Origin of the sequence: Desulforhabdus amnigena (genome assembly GCF_027925305.1) — a bacterium.
GTDB classification, from domain to species: Bacteria; Desulfobacterota; Syntrophobacteria; order Syntrophobacterales; family Syntrophobacteraceae; genus Desulforhabdus; species Desulforhabdus amnigena.
In genome coordinates this window covers 3,552,501-3,575,927 of record NZ_BSDR01000001.1, presented here as the reverse complement: position 1 = coordinate 3,575,927, position 23,427 = coordinate 3,552,501, and the positions used below count along the sequence as shown (strand labels likewise).

At 51.4% G+C, this 23,427-nt stretch carries 14 protein-coding genes, 2 rRNA genes and 1 pseudogene (1 of these 17 cut by a window edge); 8 read left to right on the top strand and 9 right to left on the bottom strand.

Annotated elements, in window-relative coordinates; all coding sequences use genetic code 11:
- The first annotated feature begins 97 nt into the window (after positions 1-97).
- On the top strand, positions 98-484 hold the full coding sequence (locus tag QMG16_RS15210) for a hypothetical protein (protein ID WP_281795628.1): 387 nt from the start codon (positions 98-100) through the stop codon (positions 482-484).
- Between the two features lie 101 nt (positions 485-585).
- Complete coding sequence (locus tag QMG16_RS15205) at positions 586-1,842, top strand: transposase (protein WP_281793868.1); 1,257 nt, start codon at positions 586-588, stop codon at positions 1,840-1,842.
- A gap of 463 nt (positions 1,843-2,305) precedes the next feature.
- On the opposite strand, the gene QMG16_RS15200 is transcribed toward QMG16_RS15205, so the two are convergent.
- Complete coding sequence (locus QMG16_RS15200) at positions 2,306-2,857, bottom strand: group II intron maturase-specific domain-containing protein (RefSeq protein WP_281795627.1); 552 nt, start codon at positions 2,855-2,857, stop codon at positions 2,306-2,308.
- 671 nt (positions 2,858-3,528) lie between these two features.
- On the opposite strand from QMG16_RS15200, the gene QMG16_RS15195 reads away from it, so the two are divergent.
- The 3 genes from QMG16_RS15195 (at position 3,529) to QMG16_RS15185 (ending at position 4,866) form a co-directional block, all read left to right on the top strand.
- Entirely contained in the window at positions 3,529-3,807 is a 279-nt protein-coding gene (locus QMG16_RS15195) for a type II toxin-antitoxin system RelE/ParE family toxin (RefSeq protein ID WP_281795624.1), read from the top strand.
- An 8-nt stretch (positions 3,808-3,815) separates the two neighbouring features.
- Positions 3,816-4,103, top strand: a complete 288-nt coding sequence (locus QMG16_RS15190; protein WP_281795622.1) for a HigA family addiction module antitoxin — start codon at positions 3,816-3,818, stop codon at positions 4,101-4,103.
- Between the two features lie 250 nt (positions 4,104-4,353).
- Positions 4,354-4,866 (top strand): GNAT family N-acetyltransferase, encoded by a 513-nt coding sequence (locus QMG16_RS15185; protein WP_281795620.1) that lies wholly within the window; start codon positions 4,354-4,356, stop codon positions 4,864-4,866.
- Between the two features lie 293 nt (positions 4,867-5,159).
- Here QMG16_RS15185 and QMG16_RS15180 read toward each other — a convergent pair whose 3' ends face one another.
- Complete coding sequence (locus QMG16_RS15180) at positions 5,160-8,009, bottom strand: PAS domain S-box protein (RefSeq protein ID WP_281795618.1); 2,850 nt, start codon at positions 8,007-8,009, stop codon at positions 5,160-5,162.
- A 647-nt stretch (positions 8,010-8,656) separates the two neighbouring features.
- Here QMG16_RS15180 and QMG16_RS15175 point away from each other — a divergent pair.
- Positions 8,657-10,582, top strand: a complete 1,926-nt coding sequence (locus QMG16_RS15175; protein WP_281795616.1) for a methyl-accepting chemotaxis protein — start codon at positions 8,657-8,659, stop codon at positions 10,580-10,582.
- Positions 10,583-10,876: 294 nt separating this feature from the next.
- On the opposite strand, the gene QMG16_RS15170 is transcribed toward QMG16_RS15175, so the two are convergent.
- From QMG16_RS15170 to QMG16_RS15155, 4 genes are read right to left on the bottom strand one after another with little or no spacing between them, the layout of a single operon-like run.
- Positions 10,877-11,581: a hypothetical protein gene (locus QMG16_RS15170; RefSeq protein ID WP_281795615.1), complete on the bottom strand. Its 705-nt coding sequence runs from the start codon at positions 11,579-11,581 to the stop codon at positions 10,877-10,879.
- Between the two features lie 38 nt (positions 11,582-11,619).
- Positions 11,620-11,952, bottom strand: coding sequence for a hypothetical protein (locus QMG16_RS15165; protein ID WP_281795612.1), 333 nt, complete (start codon positions 11,950-11,952; stop codon positions 11,620-11,622).
- Complete coding sequence (locus tag QMG16_RS15160; RefSeq protein ID WP_281795610.1) at positions 11,936-12,922, bottom strand: metallophosphoesterase; 987 nt, start codon at positions 12,920-12,922, stop codon at positions 11,936-11,938. The genes QMG16_RS15165 and QMG16_RS15160 overlap by 17 nt, the downstream gene beginning before the upstream one ends.
- A complete protein-coding gene (locus QMG16_RS15155) occupies positions 12,915-14,732 on the bottom strand; it encodes an AAA family ATPase (RefSeq protein ID WP_281795609.1) in 1,818 nt (605 codons plus the stop codon). The genes QMG16_RS15160 and QMG16_RS15155 overlap by 8 nt, the downstream gene beginning before the upstream one ends.
- Positions 14,733-15,318: 586 nt before the next feature.
- Between QMG16_RS15155 and QMG16_RS15150 the strand changes: the two genes are divergently transcribed.
- A complete protein-coding gene (locus tag QMG16_RS15150) occupies positions 15,319-17,934 on the top strand; it encodes a DUF6600 domain-containing protein (protein ID WP_281795608.1) in 2,616 nt (871 codons plus the stop codon).
- A 427-nt stretch (positions 17,935-18,361) separates the two neighbouring features.
- On the opposite strand, the gene QMG16_RS15145 is transcribed toward QMG16_RS15150, so the two are convergent.
- Entirely contained in the window at positions 18,362-19,294 is a 933-nt protein-coding gene (locus tag QMG16_RS15145) for an AraC family transcriptional regulator (RefSeq protein WP_281795607.1), read from the bottom strand.
- 215 nt (positions 19,295-19,509) lie between these two features.
- Here QMG16_RS15145 and QMG16_RS19665 point away from each other — a divergent pair.
- Positions 19,510-20,265: pseudogene (locus tag QMG16_RS19665) on the top strand (iron-containing alcohol dehydrogenase); the annotation flags it as partial.
- Between the two features lie 342 nt (positions 20,266-20,607).
- Here QMG16_RS19665 and rrf read toward each other — a convergent pair.
- A 5S ribosomal RNA gene (rrf, locus tag QMG16_RS15130) occupies positions 20,608-20,724 on the bottom strand.
- A 77-nt stretch (positions 20,725-20,801) separates the two neighbouring features.
- Positions 20,802-23,427, bottom strand: a 23S ribosomal RNA gene (locus QMG16_RS15125); it runs 319 nt beyond the window's last position.

Sequence of the window (23,427 nt, the reverse complement as noted above, 5' to 3'; positions counted from 1 at the left end):
CGGACAGCCTACTCCCAGATAACTTCTCAGATAACAAACCATCCAAACGAACAGTGAAGTCGAAGAAAATTATAATCACCTTACTCAAGGAGCAACTATGTCGAGGACACCATTCGGTACCGTTAAGGATTCAGGGGCATCTGCTGGCGACTTTCTCATCGGCGTAAAAGAGCAAGAACTTAATCGAGGACTCAGGATCAAAGTACATAAGAACCAAGAAAAGGGACATGGCGGACGTGTCAAAGGCAGCTTTGATTTGGTTGAGGCTGGCACAGGAACATATGCTGAATACTTGCTGGAGTTCGTCGGGGATAGTTTCATAGAAGCCAAGGAGTTGATCGAAAAGATACAAGAAAAAGGTGGTAAGGCATTAAAATGCTTGCATCTCTTGAACTGCAATAAATTACTTAAACATTGCGCCAAATCTTCCCGTCTGCCCACAAAGCCGCAGTGGGTAAGCTTTTGGAGGCGAGCGAGAGTGTAAGAACCATAGATTGTTAGTTTTTTTGCAGAACTGTTTGTAGAGCGGATTCCTCCGCCATATTTTAAAGGTATGCCCATCTTTATTACAGCGGAGGAAAGGAAATGCGGTTCTACATTTTTAGAAACTGGTTGCTCAAAAAACTCAACGTGAGCAAACGCCTGCAGAGGATCTGCCTGTGGTACATCATCTCCCTTATGATAACCACTCGAAAGCACTCTCTGGAGCATGCCTCTGCAATTTCTGGAAAGAACAGTTCTCAGTTCAGTCGGTTGCTCAAGGAGCATCCGGATACGACCATCTACACACTCAAGGATCTTTCCAGGCGGCAAGGAAAGAAATACTCCAAGGCTATGAAGACATTGGGAAAACTCCCATGGAAGGTGGCCATGCTGGTTGATCTGACCGGCCAGGGCAGATCCAGCCTGCACTCTGAAAATGTCCAGAGGCACAATCACGGCAAGGGATACTTTGTTGGCCATCAATGGACCAACATCGTGCTGCTGATAAATGACATGATCATTCCTCTGCTTCCGATTGCCTTCCTGAGCAGGAATTACTGCAGACAGAAGAATCTGGAGTACAAGAGCGAGCACAAAAGGGTCATAGACTACCTCCAGTCGCTGGATCTTTCGGAATACATCGAAAACTACAAACCCGAGGAAGTGGTTGTGCTTGCTGACTCCGGCTACGATGATAAGCGAATTCAAAAAGTCATCCTCTCCAGAGGATGGGATTTCATCATGGCTGTAAAGAAAAGAAGATCCGTTAAATCCAATGCTCAGTACCTCAAGACCAGTTCCAAAGAGGGCTGGGGCCAAATCCAGGATTTTTTCAGGGCTCAGCGCAGGCTTGGATGGGAAACTGTTCGTCTCACTGCGAACGGACCAGGAAAAAGGCGGAAGGAGTTCCGCATCAGACATACCATCGTTTGGCTCAAAAATGTTGCACCGGTTCAACTGGTATGCTCGGAAAGAAAGCGTGCTCCCAGAGGAGAGCGCAAATACTTTGCCTGCTCGCACCTTACACTCCAGCCCAGACAGATCCTGATTGGGTACTCTCTGAGGTGGGCGGTGGAACTTTTTCACAAATCCGTAAAGATGCATCTGGGGTTTGAGGATATCGCCGCCACATCCTTTGATTCCGTGATCTCTCATGTACATTGGGTCTACTGTGCCTACATCCTGCTCCATGCACAGCTTCCCGGTGTGCCATCCTCGGCAAGAACCCTGCACGAAAGGCAGAGCTATGTTATGAGAGTTGTTGAGCATAAGGAAAAAGCCAATCTTCTTCAGCGGTTGACTCAGATCAACGGGGTAGAGAAACAGAAAAACCAGTTAAAAGAGGCTCTTGCAGCATGAGTGTCTGATAACTTATTAATTTATAAGGACATATGGCTTATATACCCAATTATAAGCAAGGTTTAAGAATTACGTGTCGAAAAGAAGTAAGGTAAGTGTAAGAAAATGAGTCAATTAAAACCTTTATGCCGGGCACCATTCAGGCAGTAAACAGGTTTCTCCCGAACTTATCACGGAGCAGTGGTGCGACCCCGCTTTTGATGCCATCGTCATGCTTTCGACACGTCCTCAGTGGTTCGTTTTCACTCGCCTTCTTATCCCACACCTGACATAATCATGTTACGCCTTTTCCGTAATGCTCACCACCCCGGTTCTTAACCGACGCAGCTTACGGTGGTTTGATGCCTGCTCCTGCAAGCCGACATCGGGGGACCATCCCCCATCTCCTGTACAGTTACGTGCTAATCTTGCACTCATGGCGCACCACCCCGCTTGCGGGTCCGCACGGGGCGGTTCATAGAGTCTACCGGGCCGGAGCCGGGTAGTGGATGTTCACCCACAGCTCTTTGACAGCCAGAAGCCCCTGAGCCTTGAGCCACTTGTTGGTCATGCCGGTCTGGGTAGCGAGAGTGCGAGCCAGGTGCCAGGGTCCTTTACGGCTCATTGCCACAGGAATGGACGCTGAAAGCGAGGTGCCGAGCCTGAAAAGTTCGCGCACTTTCGTGCGGGGCCGGCGCCACTGCTTCCAGTAACACATACGCACGCGACGTCTGATCCAGTGGTCGATCTCGGGGATCGGCCGATAGTAGTCGGCGATCCCGAAGTAGTTCACCCAGCCGCGCAGATACTGTGCGAGCTTCTGGAACCGGTAGTCCATTGAGACGAACCAGCTTCGGCATGTGAGCTCCTTGACACGACGCTTGAATTCCCGGAAGGCTTTGTCGGTCCAGCGGATGCTGACCCCTCGGAAGGTGAAGCCAAGGAAGGTAGCTTGATCGGTAGGCGCCACCCGGCTCTTTTCCTGGTTGACCCGGAGCTTGAGGGTACGCTTGAGAAAGCGTTGAACGCTTCGCATTACCCGCTCTCCCGCCCGTCGCTTTTGGAATCTCCACCCTGTGGACCGGTGAGGGTTGGTAGGTACCTGCAAATAGCGAGTCACGGATTTCTTCCCAGTGGTCACGGGTGTAATCGGGGAAGGCCTTGATGGACATGCCGTCCACTCCGTCCGCTCCCTTGTTCGCTTTGACCCGTTTCCACGCCTGCAGCAGGTTTTCCCGGGAGGGAATCCGCTCCAGCAGGTTTTCATCCGGGTTGGCTGATTCCACACTGTGCCCCACGGTCACTCCTCCGGTCGGACTCAACGTGTCATGGGAACTCATGGAGACTCCAACTCCTTTCTCTGTGTTCGGTCCTTCACCGTGTCCTCCCCATTACGGGAGGCGTTTGGCTAGTATGACCTCGGCTGACTTTTGCCCGGTCACCTCTTTGTACTCCGGCTTCCTCCGGACGGTCCCTCGCGGTTCCGCCCTTACCTTCAGCTAGTACTTGTGCCAGCGTGAAACACACTTGCAGGATTCACGTACAGGGGGCTTGCACCCCATGAGTTCACGCCCATGCCGGGCGTACACAAAATGCACCGGACGGGCGGGGAAGCGTGTTGCTGTATTCTCAAGTCCGTGACCGCCCGCCGTTGATTTTGGGCGTTAGCGCCTTGTAACCCGTAACCACCCATGTTACATTGCAGACATGATCATAGGATTCAAACACAAGGGATTGGAGCGTTTTTTTACAACTGGTAGCAAAGCTGGTATACAGCCAAAGCATGCTGAACGATTGCGCCTCATCTTGGGCCGCCTTCAGGCGTCCACCTGCCCTCAGGATATGAGTCTCCCTGGTTTGGATCTTCATGAGTTAAGCGGTGACCGCCAAGATGATTGGGCAGTGAAAGTGAGCGGCAACTGGCGTGTCACCTTTCGTTTCGTCGGCAAAGATGCCGACGTGGTTGATTACGAAGACTATCACTGAGGTGAGAAATGCAGATGTATAATCCTCCCCATCCAGGAGAAATCATAAAGAGGCTTTGCCTTGAGCCACTCGATCTATCAGTAACGGAAGCGGCTAAGGCTTTGGGGGTAAGCCGCAAAACATTATCGAGCATTCTCAATGGCCATACCGGGATAAGTCCTGAGATGGCTATCAGGCTTTCGATTGCCTTTGATACCACCCCAGAAAGCTGGCTAAACCAGCAAGTGCAGTACGATCTTTGGCAGGCTGAACAGCGCAGGGGCGAACTGCGAGTCAAACGACTCTCTGCAGCATAGGGACCACACGCTCAGTGACTTGCATGCCAGAGTTGATTTGCCCTGCAGGCGGGCGGCTCTTTGGATCGCAACAGGCCCTAACGAGGCCATGCACCCGAACCCGAACCACGCAGGACGCATTTGGTTGGTATTGTCCACAGCTCATCGACGGCGTTGTTAGGGCCGGTGATGGCCCGTGTTCGGCTGGCTGCGCTTCGCTCCGCCAGGTGAGCGCCGCGATTGGCCAGCAAGAAAGAGAAAGAAGAAACCCATGGATCTGAAGATCGTAATCAGAAGCGAAACCGATGCCGATGTGGGCGCAATAACCGAGGTGACTGCCGCCGCATTTAAGACTCTGGAGATCAGCAATCACACTGAGCAATTTATCATAGCAGCACTACGCGCCGCCAAGGCTCTCACGATATCGCTTGTCGCAGAAGTGGATGGCCGTGTGGTAGGGCATATTGCCTTCTCTCCCCTGACCCTTTCGGACGGCACCCGGAACTGGTACGGCCTTGGGCCTGTTTCGGTATTGCCATCGTACCAGCGCCGAGGCATCGGCAAAACCCTGATACGGGAAGGGCTATCACGACTGAAAGATATGAAGGCTCAAGGATGTTGTCTCGTGGGGCATCCGGATTACTACAGGAAGTTCGGGTTCCAAAATGTACCCGGCCTTGTGCATGAGGGAGTACCACAAGAGGTCTTCTTCGCTCTGTCTTTCGACGGGCATACTCCGCAGGGCACCGTCACTTTTCACGATGGATTCAAGGCGGATGGCTAATCGGGTAACGGGGGGTTTTCTCCCACCCTCCAGTCGAATAACCCAGGGGAATCTCACCCTCACGATCTCACAGATCCGTACGTGAACCTCTCGATTCACACGGCTCTTCATGTCCATCCACCAAAGAAACAAGTTCCGTATCTCTTCAAAAAAGCCTGGATCTCAGCGAAAGCCGGAATCCAAGAAAAACCGGGAAACAGTTTTTTTACAAATCTTTATTGCAACACCAGGCGAACCGTGGAATCTCATTGCGGCGGCCCCCCCTTGAGTTTTCCCTGCAAATACCACCTGCCTTAATCACACAGGGTTTCACTGATCACTCGATCGAGCTCGCTCATGCTGAACGGCTTCTGTATGAAATGCATTCCGTCCTCCAACACCCCGCGGTGAGCAATAACATTCGATGTGTATCCGGACATGAAAAGCACCCTGGTTTCAGGCAGCATAGATCTGACCCTATCCGCCAATTCCTTGCCGCTCAATCCGGGCATAATCACATCGGTCAAAAGAAGGTCAACGTGCACTTCCCCCTTCTCGAAAAGGGAGAGAGCCTCTTGAGGAGTTTTTGTGCTCAGCACTTTGTAGCCGATCGTTTTGAGCATGGCCGTAACCATTCCACGCATCATTTCATCATCCTCCACCACCAGAATCGTCCCGGCCCTGGAAGGGATTTCAACGGCTTCGGGCTGCTCTTCCCCTTGCAGGTCTTCCTTCATGCGAGGGATATAAATTTTAAACATCGTCCCCTGGCCCGGTTCACTATAAACGTTGATCCATCCGTCGTTCTGCTTGACGATGCCATAAAGCGTGGCAAGCCCGAGCCCGGTGCCTTTGCCCAGTTCCTTGGTGGTGAAAAAGGGCTCGAAGATATGGGACCGGGTATGTTCATCCATCCCCACGCCGGTATCGCTCACCGACAACATGACAAACTGTCCGGGCTTCATTCCGAGATGCTCCCCGCAATAAAAATCATCGAGGTGGACATTGCGGGTTTCGATGGAAAGCACTCCTCCGTCGGGCATGGCATCCCGGGCATTGACCGCCAGGTTGACGAGGATCTGGTCAATCTGGGAAGGATCGATCCGGACTTTCCAGAGATTCTTTTCAAGAGTAAAACGCAGCTCGATATCCTCGCGAATGAGCCTGGAGAGAGCTTTTCGCATCTCATCGATCATTGAATTGAGATCAACCACCCTGGGAGCGATCACCTGTTTCCGGGAAAAAGCCAGGAGCTGGCGTGTGATATCCCGGGAACGAATGGCCGCCTTCTCGATCTCCAGGACATCGTTATACATGGAATTTCCGACGGGCAGTGAAGACTTGAGCAATTGTGCGTACCCAAGAATGACACCAAGCATATTATTGAAATCATGCGCCACTCCACCGGCCAGACGACCGATGGCCTCCAGCTTCCGCATCTGATGCAACTGCTCCACCAGCAGCCTCTTTTCCTCTTCCGCCCGCCTCCGTTCGCTGATATCTCTCAAAATGGCCTGGATATATTTCCTGCCATTGAGAGCAAGGTTATTCAACGAAACTTCGGCTTCAAAAAGAGCCCCATCTTTGCGTTTGTGCAGCCAGTTGAATTTCCGGGTATCGCCATGTAAACCGGTATCCAACCATTTCTGTGCATTTTCCTCCGAACTCAAGCCATCAGACTGCCTCGGAGCAGAAAATTCCATCAGGCTACGGCCGAGAATTTCATTTCTGTGGTTCACACCGAACATCACCAGTGCCTGCGAATTGCACTCGACGAAGATTTCTCCATCCATAAGAAATATGGCGTCGTTGGCAGATTCAAAAAGGGCATGATACCTTCGCTCATTTTCCCGCAGCGCCTCCTCCATCTGCTTTTTTTCCGTAATGTCGATTGTAAAGCCGGCCAGAAACGTCGGTTTGCCATTCCTCATAATCGGGAACTTTATGGTCGTATACGTGCGCCCATCCAACTCCTCCACTATTTCGATCGGCCGGCCCGTCCTCATGACCCTCAAGTCATCTTCAATCATGCTCCTGGCCAGTTCGGAAGGAAAAAGCTCATCCATGGTTTTGCCGAGGATTTCATCTATCGGCATTCCGAGCATTTTTTCATAATTCTCACTCAATTGTATGGACCTGATTTGCTCATCCTTGAAAAAGACATAAATGGGACTGTACTTCATGAACAACCTGAATATTTCTTCACTTTCGTGAAGAGCCTCTTCCGCTTGCTTACGCTCCAGCAGTTCCCTTTGCAGCTCTTCTGTTTTTTGTGCGACTTTTTTCTTGAGAGACCAGGACCATATGAGCGAACCGACAAAGAGCAACAGCAGAGGAGCCAAAATGATGGCGGCATACTGAGCCAGCACATGCACAGGAATCCCGGGAGAATCGACGACTCCAAACCATTTGTCGTAAATCTCTCCATAACGTTTGGTGGCATTCAAAAGACTCAGGCCTTCGTTGAGTGTGGCCAAAAGATCCGCATTGCCTTCGGTGACGGCGAAACAGTAATGGGTTGAAAGCAGCGGAGGTTCCACAATCGAGATGTTGGAGAGTTTGAGCTTGTGTACTAGGAAAAGGCCTTGCAAATTACCCAGCAGGGCACAGTCATGTTTGCCGGAAGCAAGCAACTGAAGGGCATCCGCCGGAGTTTCCACCTCTACGATATGATCCGTCAGAGCATTGGCTTTCAAGTAATCATGCATGATATCACTACGTTGGACGATAATCTCTTTGCCGCGAATATCTTCTTTTGATTTTATCGGCGAGCCCTGCCGTACAAAGATCAAATGATGCACGGTGAGGTGAGGCATGGAAAAATCGACTAAACGGTCTCTTTCCTCTGAACGATACATCCCCAGGAGAACGTCTATTTCCCCCATCTCGAGAGATTTCCGCACCTGTTCCCAGGGTCCGAGCTTGATTTCAAAATCAAGCCCCATGACTTCGGCCACAGCTTTGAAAATGTCCACATTCCATCCGGTGGGAATACCCTTCTCGTCGAGGAACTCATAAGGCGGATAATGATAATCTCCCGAGACGGTGAGCTTGAGTTTTTTGTATGATTCGGGCCGGCGGGCGTCGAGAGAAGTTTCGAAAGCCGGTATGAACCCTATGTTCACGATCATGAATAAAGACAACATCATTGTTTTGATTGTCATAAAAACAACTTTCCTATTGGCATGATCCAATACCCACCGACATTCTTTCAATCAAGTGACATCGCCCCACATACTCCAAAGGAACACAACGGAACATGAACCTGGCGCATCCTCATTACGACACGCTCAGGACATATCCTCAATACCCCCCTCAGGGCGAACGAGCGTTTTTATATTACAGCATGGAGAACATATGGGATGCTTGAAATAAAACAAAATTTTTCTTAGGGCTTCATAGGCAAATATCGGCTTTCCCGTAAAGATACTTGAGCAAGAGATTGTTTTAAAATAAGCGCAGGCGGAACAGAGTGGACCATGTGCTTTTGCAATTTCTCAAATTGCATTCACAAAAGTAACCGTTCACCGCAGAGGATACAGAGAACAAGGAAGTTCAACTATGAATCAAATGAAATCATAAACTTACACACAGATTACATAAGAACACTCATTCGGTTTCATCTTTTTTTACGACCATGCCGATATAGAATTTGCGTAACCGTTCACCGCAGAGAGCACAGAGAACAAGGAAGTTCAAAAACCGGCTGCGTTCCCCTCATCTGCGACATCTGTGTATAGAGTTTTCACGTAATCGAACAACCGATCCAATTTTGAAACGCAAGGCATGTGAAAGGAAAGAGATGAAAAATATGACACTGACAAAAAAACTGGTTTTGGGAGGAATACTTCTTTCATTGGTTCCATTTTTGACCATGGGAATTCTTTCCACGTCGAGAACATCCGATGCATTGAAGGCCATTGCCGAGAATAGAGCGCTTGTCACCGCCCAGGGGCTCTCGGAGATGGTTCATGTGGCGATCATGGAAGAACTCAATATGCTTAAAGAAATCACCGTAGGAAATACAACGATCGACGTGGGAACTACGGTCGCCAGGGAAGGAACGGCAAGCGTCCAGGACGAGGTTCAAAAGCTCTCACGCAAACTGATAAGCGCCAAGAAAAACGTCGGCCACAATTATGAAGTGATTTTCGTGACGGACAATAGCGGAACCATCTACGCAGACAGCGAAGGAGGAACTTGCAGGGGCATGTCCATAGGCGAGCGCCCCTACTTCAAATCCGCCAAAAACGGAAAACCAACCATCGGAAATGTGATTCTATCCCAAAAAACGGGAAAACCCGTCGTGCCCCTTTGCGGCCCCATTTTCTCCGAATCGGGAGAGGTCGTCGGAACGGTCACCGTCGTTCTCAAAACGGATTTTTTTGTTGAACAGATCAAAAAAATCAAGATAGGCGAAACCGGATACGCATTCATGGCGGACGAGGATGGCAACATCACGGCCCATCCCAAACAGGAGTTGATCCTCAAGCTCAACATCAAAACCCTTCAAGGGATGAAATCCATCGCCGAAGCAATGAGCGCCAAGCAAACGGGGGTTCAGAATTATCTGTACGAAGGAATGGACAAAATAGCCGGCTATGCTCCGGTTGAAGCAACCGGCTGGAGCATTGCGGTAACTCAGCCGGTAAAAGAGTTCATGTCCCCCGTTTACGCTATTCAAAACATGATGATCCTTTCCGGCTCCATCTTCCTTGTGATCATAACCGCCCTGATCATTCTCTTCGGCAGGAGCATCTCCAAACCCATCACAAATGCTATTTCCGGCCTCAACGAAGGATCCGAGCAGGTGGCTGCGGCCTCATCACAAGTCTCGGCAGCAAGCCAGCAACTGGCTGAAGGATCTTCGCAACAAGCGGCATCCATTGAAGAAACCTCTTCGGCTCTGGAAGAGATGTCTTCCATGACGAAACAAAACGCGGAGAACGCTGTACGGGCCCAGCAGCTTGTAGCCATTTCCAGTGAAGACATAGGAGAGGCGAATCACTCCATGAAGACCCTCACTCACTCCATGATGGAAATCAGTAAAACAAGCGAAGAGACACAAAAAATCATTAGAACCATTGATGAAATTGCTTTTCAGACCAACCTCCTGGCTCTGAATGCAGCGGTTGAAGCCGCCCGGGCGGGAGAAGCAGGGGCGGGGTTTGCCGTCGTTGCCGACGAAGTCCGCAATCTGGCCATGAGGGCTGCCGAAGCTGCAAAAAGCACTTCCGGCATCATCGAAGATACGATCAAGCGAGTGAAGGAAGGCAGCCAGCTCCTCGTAAAAGCAAACGACGCATTCGCCAAAGTCGAGACAGGCGCTCAAAAAATTGGCGAGCTCATAGGGGAAATCTCGGCGGCTTCAACGGAACAGGCTCAAGGAATCGAACAGGTCAACCGCGCCGTAGGCGAGATGGATAAAGTCATACAACAGAATGCGGCAAACGCGGAAGAATCGGCGTCAGCATCGGAAGAATTGAACGCTCAGGCCGAGCAGATGCGGGAATTCGTGAAAGGGCTCGCTGCACTCGTGGGCGCAACCCATGACAATGGGCGTCGCTCCGAGAAGAGCAGCCTCCAAAAACACTCACAAAAAATACCTTCACTCTCCAAGGTGAAATCCATCGTTCCTGGAGAAAAGAACGCTGGGAAACAGAAATATTCCAATATTTCCCCATTGCGGTCACAGCAAATCATCCCCTTGGATGAAAAGAGCTTCGAGGAATTTTAGGGCCCCGCGAAGGTCCTGGCGAGGCAAAAAACCTTTCACTTTCGGAAAATGCCGCAGAGGCACGTCACACCACGCCTCTGCGGCTCGGCATGCATCAATTCCTCAATTTCAAGCAGATTGCGCAGATTTTCGCAGATCGAGAAACCTTTTATCTGGAGCCGGACATTTTGCCTGTTTTGTTCAAATATCTGCGGAATCTTTATTTTTCAGCAAAATAACTCCTGCGCTTCTCAAAAACACCAGGAAAGGGGCTCATGATTCGTTACATGAAAAACTGCCGGCTCAAAACTCGTTTCACCCGGGATCTTCCCGCTTCGTGGGAACCTGCTCCAACATTTCGAGGCTCACCCCCTTCCCTTTTCCGGTTTCTGGAAGAATCCGGTAAATGCGGTCGGCATATTCTCTAAAATAATTGATATCGTGGTGACTGATGACCAGAATCTGAAAGTCCATACGATGAGCGATCGTGTAAATGATGAACATGAGACGCGAAACGAGGTCCGGTCTCAGCCAACAGTCCTGCTCATCCAGAATAAGAAAGCGTCGGTGCTCCTTTTCATCCAATTGGGACATGGCAATGAGCCTCAGCCCCACAGAAATGATATTACAAACGGAGCCTCCCTGGCCGGTGAGGATATCTTCGGGTTGCCCGTCCCTTTCGATACCGAAAGTGATGGCCACTTTGCCTCTCTGAACTTCCCGTGTGGAAGTGACCTTGAGATCCTGCGCAAGGACTTCCCTCAAGGCATAAGTCAGATTGCGCTGCACTTCATCCAGGATTTCACCGAAAAGACTCTGGCAGAGAAACTCAAGGCGAGCCGCTACCTTGGGCTGATTCTCCAGAAAAGCGTCTAAATGGGAAATGACCTTCCGGTTTTCTTCAAGACGCTCGCGAACCATTTTTTCTTCCCAGCGGAGCGCATCAAAACGCTTCCGCATTTCCGATGGTTCGGGGAGGTTGTGCAAGGCATCGGTTTCAGTCGTCCCAGGCTCGTTCATGCAGATTCTTCCACCTTCCTCAGAGTTATCGAAGCAAGTCAAACTTCTTTCGTTTCGCCTTTCTCCACCGCAGCAAGTCCTTGTTTGATTCCTTCAATGTGCTTTTCATATTCTTCCACCATCCGGTCATTTTCGAGGCGGCGCTGCTCGAGAAGGGCCTTGAGCTGCTCGATATCGCTGGTTCCATATTCCCTTTCAGCTTTCTCCCTCAAAATTCGAAGCTGCTCTTCGAGATTTTTTCTATCCCGATCCGTGGCAATTTTCTGTTCATGGAGCTTGCCGTATTCAATCCGCAACCGCTCCAGCTTTTGCTGAACCAGCATATCTCTTTGAGAAAAAGTTTCGTCAGACACATTATTCTTCTTTTCCATCCTCGATCACTTCCTCATAAAGTTCCCAAATGATTCCATCCAGAGGATCATCCGGATTCAGGTTGGCTTCCAAAAAGGCTTTAAGCCCCACTCCTTCCGTCGTTCTGCGGAGAGCGAGATTTTCCAGTCCCTTGATGAAGAGAGATTCGTCAAGGACCTCTTCCTGGAGATCGTCCATTTCTTCAAGAGGTGGAAATACCTCATCAAAGGCATTGTGAGGGATTTCCAAAATCTCGAGATCTTCCCTTTCCGGGGTCCAAAGGGCAACCGCAGGCTTGATTGCCTTTGTATAATGGCTTCGAGTGATACGCACGATGCTGCCGGGATTGGTCCAGAGGGTCCGGCCGCAACGCTGCGAGGGTTTGGGGGTATGGATGTGGCCGTTCACGACGAGATCCACACCGGGAATTTCCTTCAGTTGATAGCGCCCGCTTTCATATCCGGGAAAAACAAGGTCATGATGCGTCACCCAGATCACGAAATCATGGCCTTCACGGACCACTTCTCCGGGAATCGGAGTCCAGTCGGGGGAAGCGCCCACCAGGACTTTGGCGCCTTTGACGCAAATGGAATCGACTTTTCCCGGCTGGTCTATGAGCCGCATCACTCCTGCGGCATTCAGAACCGACAGGGAAACATCACGCGTAAGGCGTGCCTCGTATTTGTCGTGATTTCCCACAAGCACCCAGGGACGCGTCTCCCTGAAAAGTTCAATGAGATCCACCAGGAGGAAATTGGGATTGTTTCTCGGCACATGAAAGAGGTCTCCCAGAATGATGGGCAGGCAACCCCTTTCTTTTGCCAGATTCAGGCAAAACCCGAGCTTGCCCAGGATGGTTCGTGGGTAATCGTCCAGCCGATGGCCTGGAGGGAAAGCAGACACATGAGGGTCACCCACAAAGAGAATCCCATTGTATTCCCGGTCTTCTATGGAATGGAATTCCGATGCGCTCGAAAGCATTTCAGGCATGCATTCCTCCAAGGAAATGATCTATATCCATGGGATGCCCACACAGCGGGCACGCTCCAGCCTGAAGAAGGGTCTCTTCCAGTTCCTGTCGCTTTTTCATCAATCGATCTTGCTGAGTGGCCCGAATTTTTTCGTTTTCGCTGATCCCTCTTTCCAGTTGATGTATTTGCTCAACGATATCTCTCATATCCTGAACATCATTCAGAAGGGGCGGAACAATCAGTGCGCCGAAAAGTCTGCTCCCCCTTTCCACTTTCTCCATTTGCACCGCCAGAGAGGCGAAAACATCCAAAAGCGCATCCAAATCCCCCAACTTCTGAAGGGCCGGGAGAACACGCAGATCCTGGAGAATTCCTTCCTGCTCAATGCTCTGTTTCAATTTGATGCCGCAGTTCTCCAGTTCGGCTATAATATTTTTCAACCCTTCAAGGCTCTTCAAATCGGGCGGGAAGTCAATTCCTTGGAGTACATGATCTTTTTTAGCTGCCAGGCGGTGATGTTCGAGATGAGTTTCGAAAACTCGAATGACGGATTCCAGGTCCAGAACTTCCTCGAGTACCGGAGGAGGCGTCAAAGGCTCTAAAAGGTCTGCTACCTCCTGGCGGGCGCTCAAGAATTTTACATCCTTTTCGATACTGTCCGTGATGCGCTCCAAAATTCCAATGTCCAGCAAGGCGGGAGGCGGTGATAGGGGTTGCAGAACGAATGCCGTACCCAGAACGGCATCCCTTGCGTTCGCTGTCCTTTGGAGCTTACCGACGATCTCTTTCAAAAATGCTGCATCTTGAAGCTGCGGGGGAGAAAGAATGCGCTGGAGCACTTCTACCTGTTTGAAAGCCGCTTCATGTCTGATGCAAGCATTCTCGATGCGGTGCACAAGCTCTTCAAGCGCAGGGACCTCATGAGCAACTGGAGGCGTTTTCAAAGAAAAAAAGATTTCGAGCCTGCTGTGACAGGTTTCAAGCAAATGAACGGCTGCTGCGATTTCCCGGCAAAGGGACTCCATGGGTAAAAGTGCGTACGGTTTCGGCGGTACGGTCAAAGATTCAAGGACTTCGGCGTCAACCGACTTCAGCCGATAGCCAGCGAGAATCCCTTCGAACGCATCGAGAAAATCCTGCATGGCGGGAAGATCTTTTCGAGCCTTTCCGATTTTCTCATAGAGGCTTTCAGCCTCACACAACAAGGATGCGATTTCTCCCAACGGAGCGAAACGCTCCAGTTTCTTCTCGTCCCGTTCGCACTCTTGAAGCAGCTCCTTGCGCCGTGACCTGGTTCGGTCGGTCCGTCGCTTCAGGGCTTGCTGCATGCGCAACAGATATTCCGCTTCCGTGGAAGCGGCAAAAAAACTTGCCGCCTGGGAACCCGCCTGATCAAGCAGAAAGATGGGATATCTCTGGTTGCCGATGTGAATGTCCACGGCACCTGTTTCAGTTTCCACGGGATCGAGGCGCAACAGTTGCCGAATGGCTTCAGGCGGAGTCCTTCCAAACTTAGCAAAAGTTTCCGTTTGGGGAGTTCCTTCGTTACCGGTGGGATCGGTTCGGGTGAGATTGTAGAGGGCGCTTTTGTCCGTGCGCACCCATTCAATGGTTTCTCCTGTATCGAGTTCCATGCGGACCAGTGCGCTTTTGGCGCCATGGCGAATGGAATTCTTGGTGGGAGGATTCTGGGCAATCGACCGGATCGCCTCTACGATGGCGCTTTTTCCCGTATTGTTGGGACCCGTGATTACGGTCACTCCCTGAGCCAGATCCAGCGTGGTGGATTTGTGAGCCATATAGTTTTCTATGGTGATGCGCCTGATCATTCCCGCTTTCCTTTGAAAACGTACTTCCCAAGGCACTTGCCCCCAATAAAAATTAAAGGGAGCGGCTCGGAGAATACTCGAATGCCCATTTCTTGGCCTACCGCCAAATTGGACTGAGCCTCTTTGCTCCTGCCCGATCAATATGCTTTTATAACACATCTGTTTCGTGAGCGGCACAGGATGTTCCTCGAGAAGACAAGAGCTATTCATCCGACTTTCTCTATTTCACCGAGTTTCAGGTCGGTTCTCAAGCCCCTTGTCGAGGGGTAGGAATCGTAATCGTCTGTGCAAAAAATGTAACTCTCACGTTCGGACTTCTTTTAAATGAAAAGGTGAGGTTTAATTTTTGGTCGGCATTTCAAAATATTAATCATTTGGCGCAATTATTGCTAAAATTTGCAATCCAAGCATTTCGATCAGCATCTTGCGGATTACATCGCAATGAGGTGGCCAAATGTCAATCACCACTCGAGTTGCAGGGGAAGAATCATTGTATTCAAAACTCATTCAAGATTTGTAATGCTATTTAAAAAGTTATAAGAATTTGATCTCTATTATGCAGTCCCCCCTAGAAAAGGAGAAAAGAATGGGAAAAATGAGTAGGCTGCTTTTGCTCACGTTCATACTGTGCATCATGGCGGCACCTTTGGCTTCAGCCCGTTCCCAGGAGCCAGCGAACGATGGGGACGAGAATGATACCGTCCTTGTAGGACGCATATCGCATGTGGAGGGAGAATTGATGCGGTATGTTCCTGAGGAAAAAGACTGGGTTGCAACGGTAAAAGATGCCCCTTTCGGCCTGAATGATGCTTTGTATTCGGATGAGAATGCAAAGGCGGAATTCATTATGCCTAATGGCACATGGATAAGAATAGACGGCGATACTCAGATCCAACTGATCGCCCTCCAGGAGGAAGTCACCGAGATTGATGTGGCAACAGGTATCGCACGCTTTTACAACAAGAGTCCCAATAGCATCATCAAAGTAACGACTCCCTTTGGATATGTTGCTGCACCGGTAGGCAGCACTTTCGATCTCTATGTCGGAGACAATTCGGTAGAAGTCATCCCGCTCAAAGGAACCGTGGATTTTATCCACGAAGGGGATGAAGCACGTTATGACGTTAGCGCAGGTGCCCCCTCTCTCATCGCCGACAGTCGCGACGTGTCCTCCGGAGAGGGAACCGTAGATGGGGATTGGGATGACTGGAATCAGCAGCGTGATGACATTTGGAACAAACGGATTGCAGTAAAAGGCGACTCCGTCCGTTATCTTCCAGAAGGTCTCAGAGATGAGGCTTATGAATTGGAGGACAATGGTACCTGGGAGAAAGTCTACTACGACGGGGGATATCACACCTTTTGGCGTCCCACACGAGTAGCGGTAGGATGGACACCTTTCAGCGCCGGAAGGTGGACCGTTTATTATGGTGACAATTGCTGGATCCCCGATGAGCCATTCGGTTATGTGACCCACCATTATGGGAACTGGGTCTATGCTGGCACAGGCTGGTATTGGGCCCCTCCCGTCAGCCGGGTTAGAGTAGTGAACGTGGCTCCGGCGGTTGGCATCGGCTTTTCATGGTATCCCGGGCGAGTAGGCTGGATCCATGCGGATACTCACATCGGCTGGGTTCCTCTCGCTCCCACCGAAGTCTACTATGGTCACAGGCGCTGGGGACCTCGTTCGATAGTCGTCAACGATATCAACATCACCACAGTGAACATCAACCGTTTTAGATACATCGACCGGGCGGTCGTGGTGAATCATCGCGATTTTTACCGCGTTAACGACTATCGAAATGTGAGGATCACAAACATCAACAAGACCACGATCATCAACAATTATCGTCCAGCCCCTGTTGTGAACCAAAGGATCATAAACAATTACACAAGTATCAAGGAAAGATACAACTTTACCAACACCCAGGTCACCAGAAAACCTCACCAGACCGTCATCGGAAGAATCGAACGCAATCAAAGGATTGCGCAACAGGCCACCAGAGTAAATGCACGTGCAATAGAAAGAGATGTAGAAAGAATTCGTCCAAGGAAAGTGCAACAGTCAGGGCAGATTCAACCACCCAGAGTTTCAAATCGCTTTGTCAATGTCGACTCGGTCAATAAACCGAGCTCTGAAGTGCGATTCGAGCAGAGAGAGTTGAAAAGGAAACAGGGATTACAAAGGCAAGGCACTGACAGTCAGCCCCAGGATCTGGAAGGAATGCGGAGAAGGCCCGCCAGGGAACTTCACCCTGGGGACAACGAACAGATCAATCCCTCGACCGCAGAAGGCAGGAGGATCAGACCTACAAAGCCGGGAAGAGAACTCCAGCAAGGGGATAACGAACAGATCAATCCCTCGACCGCAGAAGGCAGGAGGATCAGACCTACAAAGCCGGGAAGAGAACTCCAGCAGGGGGACAACGAACAGATCAATCCCTCGACCGCAGAAGGTAGGAGGATCAGACCTACAAAGCCGGGAAGAGAACTCCAGCAAGGGGATAACGAACAGATCAATCCCTCGACCGCAGAAGGCAGGAGGATCAGACCTACAAAGCCGGGAAGAGAACTCCAGCAAGGGGATAACGAACAGATCAATTCCTCCAACACCGAAGGCAGGAGGATCAGACCTACAAAGCCGGGAAGAGAACTCCAGCAGGGGGATAACGAACAGATCAATTCCTCCAACACCGAAGGCAGGAGGATCAGACCTACAAAGCCGGGAAGAGAACTCCAGCAGGAGGACAACGAACAGATCAATCCCTCGACCGCAGAAGGCAGGAGGATCAGACCTACAAAGCCGGGAAGAGAACTCCAGCAGGGAAATACAGGCTCTGAAGACTCATCGTTGAATGATTTACGCACTTTCAAGAAGCAGCGGGACAGACAGCAAGCCACCTTGACCGACGAATTGGATCGACAAAACTCCACCGTTCAAGCGGAACGGCAAAACCGGAGACTTGAAAGGATGAACAGACAGTCGCCTGATTCGGTTCAGTCGTTCCAAAGCAATCAGGAGCGCCGCAATCAGAGAAGAATCCAAGAGCAAAACGGCAACTCCGGCAACCAGGCACTATCCGATATGCAGCAACGACGGTATCAAAGAAACACGGAGGAGATACAGGAACGCAAGAGAAATAAACAAAAAACACAGCAGGAACAATTGGACGCACAAGGAAATCCCTTTACTTCTCGCTAAAATGTATTGCAAGAGAATAAGGTTTCCTCCTTCACCTGCAAAAAAGGGCAAGGAGGAAACCTTCAACAGGATCTTGCCTCACACCTGCCTCTCGCTTTGCCCTTGCATTGCATCAGAACCTCCACCCATCAAGTCCCATGTGGTAATAAAAAAGAATGTGATTTCTGGGTCAATTTTCGTCCCCTTCGGCCAATTCCGGCATTGGTTCAGAAGTGAAGATCCAGTAGAACTAACCAGCTCAAAAAGTGCTCTCATGGCGTTCAATGCAGTTGATCCCGGCTTGAAGATACGGCTATCCCATGTGCACTCATTCTGGTGCCGACTATAAGGATTTATGGATGTGAGGATGGTAGCTTTCAGGCCCCCTTGCCACGTTGAAGTCTTCTCAGTATCCATCGCATGAATTGGCAGGGAACCATACCCTTTCTCATGCAGAGACTTGATGCAAATTCTTGATGTCGCGAAGCGGCGGCGCACCGAACAAGTGGTGGTACTCGCGGCTGAACTGTGAGGGGCTCTCGTAGCCGACTTGGAACGAGGCAGTCGCCGCATCCAGACGCTTCGTGAGCATCAACCGCCTTGCTTCATTCAGTCTCAGTCTCTTCTGAAATTGGAGAGGGCTCATGGCTGTCAACGACCGGAAGTGATGATAAAAGCTCGAAGTGCTCATCCCGCTGTAAGCCGCCAGGTCATCCACACGCAGCGGCTGGTTGAAGTTGTCCTTTAGCCAGTCGATTGCCCGCGCTATTTGATGGCTGTGGCTCCCCACAGTTGTAATCTGTCGCAGGCGTGCCCCCTGTTCGCCCACGAGCAGGCGATAAAAGATTTCCCGCAGGACCAGCGGGACGAGTATCGGGATGTCCTCCGGCGCGTCGAGCAAATCGATCAACCGTTGGAAGGCGTTGAGCAACGGCAACGGCACCTCGCTGACTGCCATGGCCCGTCCTGTTTCCGGTTTGCGGGGCAATGGCTGGCGGCTGTCCACCAACAACTGCGCGATTGTTCGCTGATCGAGCTCCAACGTTAATCCCAGGTAAGGCTTCTCCCTGCTCGCCTCGATGATTTGCGCCACGACCGGCAGGTCGACAGAGGTTATGAGAAAATGGTTCGCATCATACAAGTATGCGTCCTCTCCCAGCATCACACGCTTGGACCCTTGGGCGATCAGGCAAATACTTGGCGGGTGCATGTAGCTGGTGGGTTCCGTGGTCGTTTCCCACCGGCAAAGAGTCAGTGACAGGATCGCAGTGGTCAGCTGGTTATTCTCCCCGATCCATCTGGCGATACTTCCCGCCAGTTCTGCCTGCGCAACCGTCAGGCTATCGGCCCTTCGCGTTGGAACCGCGTACTGTCGATTCATTGAAGTTCTCCTCGTCGCCATTCTAAGTTTTCACGATTTTAGCGGAATCATGTCTCGGTGGACAACTCATTTGTCCTCATCTTTGGAGAATCAGGCAAGAATCTCGCAGGATCGGTCTACCGGGCGGGGTCCTGCCGGAATTATGATCCGGTCGTCAAACGGTTGAAAACGAAAACAAAGTTCAGGAAGAAGGACCCACAACAAAGGAGGAAATCATGAATTTCGAATTCCACAATCCAACACGCATCATCTTTGGCGCCGGAACGCTTTCTCGCCTCGGCGAGGTCGTGCGTACGCACGGAACGCGCGCCCTGCTTGTCACGGGCGGCGGCAGCGTCAAGAAAAGCGGTGTGTTCGACCGCACGGTCACCAGTCTGAAGGCGGCCGGCGTTTCGGTGGTTGAGTGCTCCGGCGTCGAGCCCAACCCACGCATCACGACGGTCAGAGGCGTGGCGCCCAGCTCGCACGGGACGAGCGCTGCGACGTGATCATCGCGCTGGGAGGCGGCAGCACCATGGATGCATCGAAGGTCATGGCCGCCGCCTTTTACTATGACGGCGATCCCTGGGACATGATCTACCACGGTCAGCCCCATCCATACATCCCGGCCCGCGCACTGCCCATCATCACCGTACCGACCCTGGCTGCCACCGGTTCTGAAATGAACATGGGAGCGGTTATTTCAAACCAGGAGACCAAGGAAAAATCCTTTGTCCAAGGCCGAATGTCTATATCCCAAGGTTGCCATGGTGGACCCCGAACTCACGGTGAGCGTACCAAAGAATCAGACCGCCTATGGGGTTTGCGACCTGCTCACTCACGTGACCGAAGCCTACTTCAACGGCGTTGACGGCACCCCCATTCAGGACCGGTTCGCCGAGAGCGTCATCCTCACTGCCATAGAATGGGGCCCCAAAGCCATTGCCGATGGAAATGATCTGGAGGCGCGGACCCAGGTTCAATGGGCATCTTCTGGAAACTAACGAAGAAATGTTCCACCGTCTTGATGAAAATTCCGATCAGAGCCTGCTGCTCCTGCTCGTTACTATCCGTGGTAGGATTCATAAGTTCGGGAATCAAGAATGAGATCGTTTTTCAATGCGGCCTCCTTGACCCAACGGGAACTCCAATTGAGCGAGAAGAAATCATTTTCTCTCTAAGGGGACGGCTTCCAGCTACGACAGAATTTTACTACAACCAAAAAACGCTTGCCTGAGCGCCGGCTGTTTTTTGGGGAAAAGAAGACATTTGCAAAGAAACCATAGAGGTGAGGGAACAAAAGAGAAAGGAATGGAGGGGTAAAAAAGGGGATGGGGCGGCAGCGCCCTACTCTCCCACGCAGTCACCCACGCAGTACCATCGGCGCAGAGGAGCTTAACGACCGTGTTCGGGATGGGAACGGGTGTATCCTCCTCGCTCTAGCCACCGCCCCAATATGGGGAAGCTTACAACTGAACAGGGGTTTTATTTAAGAAGCTCTTCCTGGTTTCAATCGGTTGCCTTGAGGATGGTCAAGCCGCACGGCCAATTAGTATCGGTTAGCTCAACACATTGCTGTGCTTACACACCCGACCTATCAACCTCGTAGTCTACGAGGGGCCTTCAGCCCGGGATCGCTCCCGGAGGGGAACTCTCATCTTGGGGTGGGCTTCCCGCTTAGATGCTTTCAGCGGTTATCCCTTCCGAACTTAGCTACCCAGCTATGCCCCTGGCGGAACAACTGGTACACCAGTGGTTCGTCCATCCCGGTCCTCTCGTACTAGGGACAGATCCCCTCAAAATTCCTGCGCCCACGGTAGATAGGGACCAAACTGTCTCACGACGTTTTAAACCCAGCTCACGTACCGCTTTAATCGGCGAACAGCCGAACCCTTGGGACCTGCTCCAGCCCCAGGATGCGATGAGCCGACATCGAGGTGCCAAACAACCCCGTCGATGTGAACTCTTGGGGGTTATCAGCCTGTTATCCCCGGCGTACCTTTTATCCGTTGAGCGACGGCCCTTCCATGCGGAACCGCCGGATCACTAAGACCGACTTTCGTCCCTGATCGAGATGTCTCTCTCACAGTCAGGCTCCCTTCTGCCTTTACACTCTACGGCTGGTTTCCAATCAGCCTGAGGGAACCTTCGCGCGCCTCCGTTACTCTTTGGGAGGCGACCGCCCCAGTCAAACTACCCACCAGGCACTGTCCCCGAAGAGGATAACTCTTCCGGGTTAGAACTCTAAACGCATAAGGGTGGTATTTCAAGGTTGGCTCCGCGAGAGCTGGCGCTCCCGTTTCTCCGCCTCCCACCTATCCTACACATACACGCCCAAAATCCAATGCCAAGCTATAGTAAAGGTGCACGGGGTCTTTCCGTCTAGCCGCGGGTACTCGGTATCTGCACCGAGACTGCAATTTCACTGAGTCCCTGTTTGAGACAGTGCGGAAGTCGTTACGCCATTCGTGCAGGTCGGAACTTACCCGACAAGGAATTTCGCTACCTTAGGACCGTTATAGTTACGGCCGCCGTTTACTGGGGCTTCGGTTCAACGCTTCTCTTGCGATGACATCTCCCCTTAACCTTCCAGCACCGGGCAGGCGTCAGACCCTATACGTCGTCTTGCGACTTTGCAGAGTCCTATGTTTTTAGTAAACAGTCGCTACCGCCATTTCTCTGCAACCCCCTTCGGCTCCAAGAGCCAGTCTCTTCACCTAATGAGGGCACACCTTCTCCCGAAGTTACGGTGTTATTTTGCCGAGTTCCTTAAACAGGGTTCTCTCACGCGCCTGAGGATTCTCTCCTCGCCTACCTGTGTCGGTTTGCGGTACGGTCACCTGGTCAGCTCGCTAGAGGCTTTTCTTGGTAGCCTGGGATCAACCAGTTTATGGGCTTTCGCCCTCCTCATCACCTCTCGGCGTTACCAAGGCTCCGGATTTGCCTGGAACCTCCGCCTACTGGCTTGAACCGGGACTTCCATCACCCGGCCGGCCTACCCTTCTACGTCCCCCCTTCACTCGAACGCTAACCCGGTGGTACAGGACTATTAACCTGTTTCCCATCACCTACGCCTTTCGGCCTCAGCTTAGGGACCGACTAACCCTGGGCAGACGACCTTTACCCAGGAAACCTTAGGCTTACGGCGAGCGGGATTCTCACCCGCTTTATCGTTACTCATGTCAGCATAATCTCTTGCAGCTCCTCCAGCGCTCCTCTCGGTACACCTTCAACGGTCACTGCAATGCTCCCCTACCCAAGATCCGAAGACCTTGCCGCAGCTTCGGTAGAATGCTTAGCCCCGTTAAATTTTCGGCGCAGGCACACTGGACCAGTGAGCTGTTACGCTTTCTTTAAAGGATGGCTGCTTCTAAGCCAACCTCCTGGTTGTCTGTGCGTATCCACATCCTTTCCCACTTAGCATCCATTTCGGGACCTTAGCTGACGGTCTGGGCTCTTTCCCTCTCGACCACGGAACTTATCTCCCGTAGTCTCACTCCCGAGGATGATATAACGGCATTCGCAGTTTGATTGGGTTTGGTAATCCGGTAAGACCCCTAGCCCATTCAGTGCTCTACCTCCGTTATTCTCGCCTCGAGGCTGCACCTCAATGCATTTCGGGGAGAACCAGCTATTTCCAGGTTTGATTAGCCTTTCACTCCTATCCACAGCTCATCCCCTAAGTTTTCAACCTTAGTGGGTTCGGGCCTCCATCTCGTGTTACCGAGACTTCACCCTGGCCATGGATAGATCACCTGGTTTCGGGTCTACTCCCTGCAACTCAATCGCCCTATTCGGACTCGCTTTCGCTTCGGCTCCACCTAGCGGCTTAACCTTGCCACAGAAAGTAACTCGCTGACTCATTATGCAAAAGGCACGCGGTCAGACAGATTCCGAAGAATCATCGTCCTCCCACTGCTTGTAGGCAAACGGTTTCAGGTACTATTTCACTCCCCTCCCGGGGTGCTTTTCACCTTTCCCTCACGGTACTTGTTCACTATCGGTCGCTGAGGAGTATTTAGCCTTGGAAGATGGTCCTCCCAGCTTCCCACGGGGTTCCACGTGCCCCGCGGTACTCAGGGGTTCCCTAAGGTGTGAATAAAATTTCGCATACGGGCCTCTCACCCTCTATGGAAGACCTTTCCAGGTCCTTC

Excerpts from the sequence above, each read along its gene's own strand:
- QMG16_RS15210 (WP_281795628.1), top strand. The coding sequence starts at position 98 with ATGTCGAGGACACCATTCGGTACCGTTAAGGATTCAGGGGCATCTGCT.
- QMG16_RS15205 (WP_281793868.1), top strand. The coding sequence starts at position 586 with ATGCGGTTCTACATTTTTAGAAACTGGTTGCTCAAAAAACTCAACGTG.
- QMG16_RS15200 (WP_281795627.1), bottom strand. The coding sequence starts at position 2,857 with ATGCGAAGCGTTCAACGCTTTCTCAAGCGTACCCTCAAGCTCCGGGTC.
- QMG16_RS15195 (WP_281795624.1), top strand. The coding sequence starts at position 3,529 with ATGATCATAGGATTCAAACACAAGGGATTGGAGCGTTTTTTTACAACT.
- QMG16_RS15190 (WP_281795622.1), top strand. The coding sequence starts at position 3,816 with ATGCAGATGTATAATCCTCCCCATCCAGGAGAAATCATAAAGAGGCTT.
- QMG16_RS15185 (WP_281795620.1), top strand. The coding sequence starts at position 4,354 with ATGGATCTGAAGATCGTAATCAGAAGCGAAACCGATGCCGATGTGGGC.
- QMG16_RS15180 (WP_281795618.1), bottom strand. The coding sequence starts at position 8,009 with ATGACAATCAAAACAATGATGTTGTCTTTATTCATGATCGTGAACATA.
- QMG16_RS15175 (WP_281795616.1), top strand. The coding sequence starts at position 8,657 with ATGACACTGACAAAAAAACTGGTTTTGGGAGGAATACTTCTTTCATTG.
- QMG16_RS15170 (WP_281795615.1), bottom strand. The coding sequence starts at position 11,581 with ATGAACGAGCCTGGGACGACTGAAACCGATGCCTTGCACAACCTCCCC.
- QMG16_RS15165 (WP_281795612.1), bottom strand. The coding sequence starts at position 11,952 with ATGGAAAAGAAGAATAATGTGTCTGACGAAACTTTTTCTCAAAGAGAT.
- QMG16_RS15160 (WP_281795610.1), bottom strand. The coding sequence starts at position 12,922 with ATGCCTGAAATGCTTTCGAGCGCATCGGAATTCCATTCCATAGAAGAC.
- QMG16_RS15155 (WP_281795609.1), bottom strand. The coding sequence starts at position 14,732 with ATGATCAGGCGCATCACCATAGAAAACTATATGGCTCACAAATCCACC.
- QMG16_RS15150 (WP_281795608.1), top strand. The coding sequence starts at position 15,319 with ATGGGAAAAATGAGTAGGCTGCTTTTGCTCACGTTCATACTGTGCATC.
- QMG16_RS15145 (WP_281795607.1), bottom strand. The coding sequence starts at position 19,294 with ATGAATCGACAGTACGCGGTTCCAACGCGAAGGGCCGATAGCCTGACG.